We start from the raw sequence: 4,603 nt of genomic DNA on the forward strand, positions 1-4,603 counted from the left end.
GCGGCATATACTGCTGTTGCGGGGCCATCACCTGCTGCGGCGGCTTGCGGCTGACGCGGACGTTCAGGCTGTCGTCCTCGGCGTAGTCGCGCTTCACCTGCAATTCGGTGAGATCGTTTTCGTTCAGCAGCTCGGCCAGCGCGCGGATGAACGCGACGTCTGCATCGTGGGTGTTCTTCGTCATGGTTCCTCGACCCTTCTCAAGGTGGGCAGACTGTCGCCGCCCTTTGCTCGCCCGCTTATAGGCCATGCGCCATAGCATGGAAAGCCGACTGTTGCCGTCGGGGCAATGGCGCGGCAGTCTGCGGCCAGCGAAGAAGGATGACATCCATGAACCTTGCCCATTGGCTGGCCCGCAGTGCCACGGCATACCCCCGGCATCCCGCCCTGTTCAGGGGCGTGACCCCCATGGCCGATTATGCGCATTTTGATGCCCGCGCCCGGGCCGTGGCGGGATGGCTGCGCGCGCAGGGAGTGGCGGAGGGCGACCGGGTCGCGCTTTTCATGCCCAACGGGCCGGATTACCTGATCGCGCTTTACGGGATCTGGTACGCCGGTGCCGCGGCGGTGCCGATCAATGCAAAGCTGCACGGGCGTGAGGCGGCGTTTATCCTGAGGGACGCGGGCGCGAAGCTGGTCTTCGTGGTCGGGTCCAACGGGGCGGCATTGAACGCCGAAGGCGATCCCGTCCCGCGCGTGGACGTCGATGGCCCTGGATACGACGATCTGCTGGTCCATCCGCCGCTACCCGAGCCTGCGCCGCGGGATGGGTCGGACATGGCGTGGCTATTCTATACCTCCGGTACGACCGGTACGCCCAAGGGGGTGATCATCACCCATGACATGCTGCTATCGATGGCGCTTTGCTACGAAGTGGATGTCGACCGTGTCTTTGACGGGGATGCGGCGATCTATGCCGCGCCGCTCAGCCATGGGGCGGGGCTTTACAACCTGATGCATGTGCGTGCCGGGGCCCGGCATGTCTTTCCCGAAAGCGGTGGCTTCGACGCGGACGAGGTGCTCGACCTCGCGGCGCATCACGGGCGGGCGCATATGTTCGCGGCGCCCACGATGGTGCGCCGCCTGCTCGCCGGGGCCCGCGCGGCGGGGCGGCGCGGGGAGGNGCTGCGCACTATCGTTTACGGGGGTGGGCCGATGTACAACGCCGATATCGTCGCGGCGGTGGATTGGTTCGGCCCCGTTTTCGTGCAGATCTACGGGCAGGGCGAATGCCCCATGGGGATCTCCGCCCTGTCGCGGGCGGACGTGGCGGACAGGAAGGGCGCGACATGGGAAAAGCGCCTCGCCTCCGTCGGGCGGGCGCAGGCGGCGGTGGAACTGCGTATCGAGACTGCGGATGGCCAGACCGCGCCCGCCGGCACCAATGGCGAGATCATGGTGCGGGGGCGCACGGTGATGCCCGGCTACTGGAATGCGCCCGAAGCCACGGCGCGCGCGTTGAAGAACGGCTGGCTCGCCACCGGCGATATCGGATCGCTGGATGACGCGGGCTATCTCACCCTGCAGGACAGGAGCAAGGATGTCATCATCACCGGCGGCTCGAACGTCTATCCCCGCGAGGTGGAGGAGGTTTTGCTGCGACATGACGCCGTGCAGGAAGTTTCGGTGGTGGGGCGCCCCCATGACGAATGGGGGGAGGAGATCGTGGCCTTCGTGGTCGGCGAGGCCCCGGATAGCGAACTTGATGCGCTCTGTCTGGCGAATATGGCGCGCTTCAAGCGGCCCAAGGTCTATCTGCGCATGGAGGAACTGCCGAAGAACAATTACGGCAAGGTGCTGAAGACGGAATTGCGAGAGCGGTTGAAGCCGGGTTAGGCGCCGTTGCCGTTGCCGTTGGAATGCGACGCGCCAAGCTGCACGGAATAGCGCAGGCCCGATTCGGTAAGCTCGCGCGTTGCGGTACCGTTGAGCTGCGAGGGCACGATCCGCGTGAGCATGGTTGACCCGAAGCCGCCCCTTTCGTTGGGGGTGATCGTGTTCACGTTCCGCTCGATCCATTCGAAGGTGCGCGCGTCGGCGTCATCCGAGTTCCAGCGAATGTCGATCGTACCCTTGTCGCTGAACAGCGCCCCGTACTTGTAGGCATTGGTCGCAAGTTCATGGATCGCCATGGAAACGGCCTGCGCCTCCCGCGGGTCGAGAAGCATCTCGCCCCCGTCGAAGGTGACCCGCTCCATATCCTCACCCAGATGGCCCGACAATTGGCGTTCCAGCAGCTTTTGCATGGTGATGCCGTCCCAGTTGCCGCCCGTCAGCAGCGAATGGGTTTTGGCCATCGACTGGATGCGCGCTTCGTAGCGGGTCAGGAATTCGGATATATCAGTGATGCCTTCGGCGGAACGGCGGGCGATGATCGAGGTCAGATTGAACAGGTTGCCGACCCGGTGCTGAAGCTCATGGGCGATGGCCCCCTGAAGCCGCTGCGCCATGACCCGTTCCGTCACATCCTGTGCATGTTGTACCAGATGGGTGATTTCCCCATCCGAATTGCGCACACCACGGTGCAGGCAGGTCCAGTATGCCTCACGCATACCGCCGCCTTTTTCCTCGGATACGGGGATCGCGAAGGGCACCTCAACCAGTTCGTTATCCTCCCCCGCGAGGACAGCGTGGAAGGCTTCCTTGAACATCTCCTGCCGCTCGGGTGCCTCGGGAAAGGCGTCGAAGACATACATGCCGAAGATGTCCTCGGCTTTGCGGTCTACCGTTTGCAGATAGGTTTCATTTGCCGAGGCGATATGCAGATTCCTGTCCAGAACCAGACAGGCTGCAGGCAAACACATGAACAGATTGTGGAGATCCGGCTGATTGTCAGACACTCGATGTGTTACCCAGGAAATTCGTACGCGACACTACTCTGACCACAGCACGAACCCCTTGGCCACCGACTTTTCACGGAAAACTGATCTAGATTGCGAGATATTCCGCCCGGAGCTGCGCGTCGTTCAGAACCTCTTCTGCCGTACCGTCGTAAACGACACCGCCGGTATCAAGAATGACGGCGCGGTCCGCGAGCTTGAGCGCACGGACGGCGTTCTGCTCCACGAGGATAGTGGTAATGCCCTGATCCTTGATGAGCCCGAGCGTTCGTTCGATTTCATCCACGATGACGGGGGCGAGGCCTTCGTAGGGTTCATCGAGCAACAGCACCTTGATGTCGCGCGCCAGCGCGCGGGCAATCGCGAGCATCTGCTGCTCGCCGCCCGAAAGGGTCACACCTTCCTGATTCTTCCGCTCGCCCAGCCGCGGGAAAAGCTCGTAGATACGGTCGAGCGACCAGCCGAGAGGCGGGGCGATCTGCGCGAGCTTCAGGTTCTCCTCCACTGTGAGGCCGGCGATGATCCGGCGATCCTCCGGCACCAGTACCAGACCTTCGACGGCCGCCTGATAGCTGGCCATCTTGTGCAGCGCCTTGCCGTCCAGCCAGACTTCGCCGCTGCGCAATTCGGGGCTGGCGACACGCGCGATGGCCCGCAGGGTAGAGGTCTTGCCCGCCCCGTTACGGCCCAGCAGCGCGAGGATCTCGCCTTCGTGGACGTCAAAGCTGATGCCCTGCACGATGTAGCTTTCGCCGTAGTAGGCATGCAGGTCCCGGACGGACAGATAGGCAGAGCCGGTCGAGGCGTCGCTGTCGGAGCGGGGCAGGGTATTGGTATCGGTCATGTCGTTTCCTCGCGGGGGGCGGCACGGGATGGCCGCGGCGGAATGGGATCAGGCGGCGTCCTGGGATTCGCCGAGATAGGCTTCGCGCACCTTCGGATGGCCCTTGATGCGTTCGGGGGTATCTTCCACCAGCGGTGTGCCCTGGGCCAGCACGGTGATCCGTTCGGCCAGAGAGAACACCACATGCATGTCGTGTTCGATGATGGCGATGGTGATATCGCGCTCTTCCTTGATCTGCTTGAGCAGGTCGATCGTGTTGTTGGTATCGGCCCGCGCCATCCCGGCGGTGGGTTCGTCGAGCAGCAGAAGACGCGGATCCTGCGCAAGGCACATGGCGATTTCGAGCCGCCGTTTGTCCCCCCGCGAAAGCGATGCGGCATGCATGTGGCGTTTGTCGCTCATGCGCATCTCCTCCATCATCTCCTCCGCCTTCTCTATCACGTCGCGCTGGCCCACCACGCGGGAAACGGCGTTCATCTCGAAGGCGCCGTCGCGCTTGGCGAAACAGGGGATGAGCATGTTTTCCATCACCGTCAGGTCACCGAAAATCTCCGGTGTCTGGAAGACGCGGGAAATGCCCATCTGGTTGATCTCGTAGGGTTTGCGCCCCAGCACCGACTGGCCGTCGAACATGACGCTGCCGGTATCGGGGATCAGCTTGCCCACGAGGCAGTTGAGCAGGGTGGACTTGCCCGCGCCGTTCGGCCCGATGATCGCATGGACGGAGTTTTCCACCACGCTGAGGTTCACGTTCGACAGGGCCTGCAGGCCGCCGAACCGTTTGCCGACATTCTTGACTTCGAGGATTGCCATGGTCCCGTCTCCTTATTCGGCTGCAGGGTTGCGCTGTTCGGCGGCGTCGGATTCGACGTCCCCGGCTTTGCGGTCGCGGCGGCGGAAGACGAAGCGTCCCGCCCGC

At 63.4% G+C, this 4,603-nt stretch carries 4 protein-coding genes and 1 pseudogene; 1 reads left to right on the forward strand and 4 read right to left on the reverse strand.

Translation table 11 applies throughout. The features are described 5' to 3' along the window. Window positions 1-184, reverse strand: a pseudogene (locus tag A3728_RS09580) (acetyl-CoA carboxylase, biotin carboxyl carrier protein); the annotation flags it as partial. A 146-nt stretch (window positions 185-330) separates the two neighbouring features. Here A3728_RS09580 and A3728_RS09585 point away from each other — a divergent pair. Then, window positions 331-1,836, forward strand: a complete 1,506-nt coding sequence (locus A3728_RS09585; protein WP_067922707.1) for a class I adenylate-forming enzyme family protein — start codon at window positions 331-333, stop codon at window positions 1,834-1,836. Here A3728_RS09585 and A3728_RS09590 read toward each other — a convergent pair. The 3 genes from A3728_RS09590 to A3728_RS09600 all read right to left on the reverse strand — a co-directional run bounded on the left by A3728_RS09590 (window position 1,833) and on the right by A3728_RS09600 (window position 4,497). After that, window positions 1,833-2,804, reverse strand: a complete 972-nt coding sequence (locus A3728_RS09590) for a sensor histidine kinase (RefSeq protein WP_067922710.1) — start codon at window positions 2,802-2,804, stop codon at window positions 1,833-1,835. The genes A3728_RS09585 and A3728_RS09590 overlap by 4 nt on opposite strands. A gap of 124 nt (window positions 2,805-2,928) precedes the next feature. Further along, entirely contained in the window at window positions 2,929-3,684 is a 756-nt protein-coding gene (locus A3728_RS09595; RefSeq protein WP_067922713.1) for an ABC transporter ATP-binding protein, read from the reverse strand. A 48-nt stretch (window positions 3,685-3,732) separates the two neighbouring features. Beyond that, window positions 3,733-4,497, reverse strand: a complete 765-nt coding sequence (locus tag A3728_RS09600) for an ABC transporter ATP-binding protein (RefSeq protein WP_067922722.1) — start codon at window positions 4,495-4,497, stop codon at window positions 3,733-3,735. Window positions 4,498-4,603: the final 106 nt, after the last annotated feature.

The sequence above is a fragment of the Sulfitobacter sp. HI0040 genome (assembly GCF_001634885.1).
Classification (GTDB): domain Bacteria; phylum Pseudomonadota; class Alphaproteobacteria; order Rhodobacterales; family Rhodobacteraceae; genus Sulfitobacter.